Annotated in this window: 2 protein-coding genes; one reads left to right on the forward strand and one right to left on the reverse strand. The window is 61.3% G+C overall.

Going from position 1 to position 1,941, the window contains the following annotated elements:
* Positions 1 to 79 precede the first annotated feature (79 nt).
* A complete protein-coding gene (locus OC610_RS26620) occupies positions 80 to 1,393 on the reverse strand; it encodes an NAD(P)/FAD-dependent oxidoreductase (RefSeq protein ID WP_264432204.1) in 1,314 nt (437 codons plus the stop codon).
* Positions 1,394 to 1,539: 146 nt separating this feature from the next.
* Here OC610_RS26620 and OC610_RS26625 point away from each other — a divergent pair, with 146 nt between their 5' ends.
* Entirely contained in the window at positions 1,540 to 1,893 is a 354-nt protein-coding gene (locus OC610_RS26625) for a YkgJ family cysteine cluster protein (protein WP_264432206.1), read from the forward strand.
* Positions 1,894 to 1,941 lie beyond the last annotated feature (48 nt).

Raw genomic sequence — 1,941 nt, forward strand, 5'->3', positions numbered from 1 at the left:
GATCTTGTCCCAGACAATTGAGTCGCAAGCGAAAGCTCAAAATCAAAAGATCGCAGCCTGCGGCAGCTCCTACAAAGGATCAAACCAGCTCTTTCAACCGATGCCACAACATCCCCAGCGCCAGCAATGGCGAGCGCAAATGCTTGCCGCCCGGGAAGGTCATGTGCGGTACCTGGGCAAACAGGTCGAAACCACCTCCCTGTTGTCCGCTGATCGCCTCGGCCAACAGTTTGCCCGCCAAGTGCGTGGCGTTCACGCCATGCCCGGAATAGGCCTGGGCGTAATACACATTAGGCTGATCCTTGAGCCGGCCGATCTGCGGCAAGCGATTGGCACCGATGCCAATCATCCCGCCCCACTGATAATCGATCTTCACGTCCGCCAGTTGCGGGAACACCTTGAGCATTTTCGGACGCATGTAAGCGCCGATGTCCTGCGGATCGCGTCCCGAATAGTGACAAGCGCCGCCGAACAACAAGCGCCTATCTGCCGAAAGTCGGTAGTAATCCAATGCCACTCGTTGGTCACAGACGGCCATATTCTGCGGCAACAGGGATTGAGCCTGGGCTTCGCTCAGTGGCTCGGTGGCGATGATGTAGCTGCCGGCGGGCAATACTTTTCCACTCAATTCCTGGTTCAGGCCGTTGAGGTAGGCGTTGCAGCCCAGCACCAGGGTATTGGCGCGGACCAAACCTTGAGAGGTGTGGATTTTCATCTGCGGCCCATAGTCGATGCGGGTAACAGCCGATCCCTCGAACAGTCGGACCCCCAGTTGCTGCGCAGCGGCCGCTTCGCCCAGCGCCAGGTTGAGCGGATGCAGATGCCCCGAACCCATGTCGATCAGGCCACCAACGTAGCGGTCCGAGCCAACCACGCTGTGCATCTCATCGGCCTGCAGCAGCCGGGTCTTGTAGCGATAGCCCAGGCTGCGGAGTTCTTCGGCGTCTTCGGCGAAGCCCTGGAGGTCGGCGGGTTTGTTGGCGAGGTCGCAATAACCCCAGGTCAGGTCGCAAGCAATCTGAAAACGCTCGACTCGCTGTCGGACGATTTCCACCGCCTCGAGCCCCATCAGTTTCATCTGACGGACGCCGTCGGTGCCGACCACAGGAGCGAACTGATCGAGGCCGTGGCCAACGCCGCGAATCAACTGGCCGCCGTTGCGTCCGCTGGCGCCCCAGCCGATCTTGTGTGCTTCGAGCAGGACCACGCTCATCCCGCGCTCGGCCAGTTCGATGGCCGTGTTCAACCCGGAGAACCCGCCGCCCACCACACACACGTCCGCGACCAACTCGCCTTGCAACGCCGGATGGTCCGGCTGCGGCAGGCTGCTGGCGGCGTAATAAGAGGCGGCGTGCGTGTGGCTCGGGACAGGTTGCTGAACACGGGCGTTCATGTGCGTAATCCTGATTGTTGTGTTTGAGAAATTTTACGGAGCATAAGCCGTGCTTTCCTCCGTCGGCAACACTGGTCGACTGGCACTGTCTGGCCTGCGGCTTTTAAGGCAGAATCCGGGGCTGTCCCGATCCGGTAATCGCCTCGATGAGCTGCAACAGCCAAAAAATCCGCACGTTGCGTCAGCAGATTCCTACGTTTGAGTGCGTTCCTGGCTGCCACGACTGCTGCGGTCCGGTGACCACTTCGCCCGAGGAAATGGCCCGCCTGCCGCGCAAGACCCGCGCCGAGCAGGACGCGGCGATGGAAGCACTCGATTGCGTGCACCTGGGGCCGAACGGTTGCACGGTGTATGACGAGCGGCCGCTGATCTGCCGGCTGTTCGGCACCACGGAGACCTTGCCGTGCCCCAATGGCCGGCGGCCGGTGGAGCTGATTCATCCGCGCGTCGAGAAGCAGATTCATGAATACATGGCCAGCACTCGGCAGGTGTTGGTCTAACCGCCCTGGCGACCGAGTCGCGACGTTCGCGAGCAGGCTCGCTCCCAC

The sequence above is a fragment of the Pseudomonas agronomica genome (genome assembly GCF_025917275.1).
Taxonomy (GTDB): Bacteria; Pseudomonadota; Gammaproteobacteria; order Pseudomonadales; family Pseudomonadaceae; genus Aquipseudomonas; species Aquipseudomonas agronomica.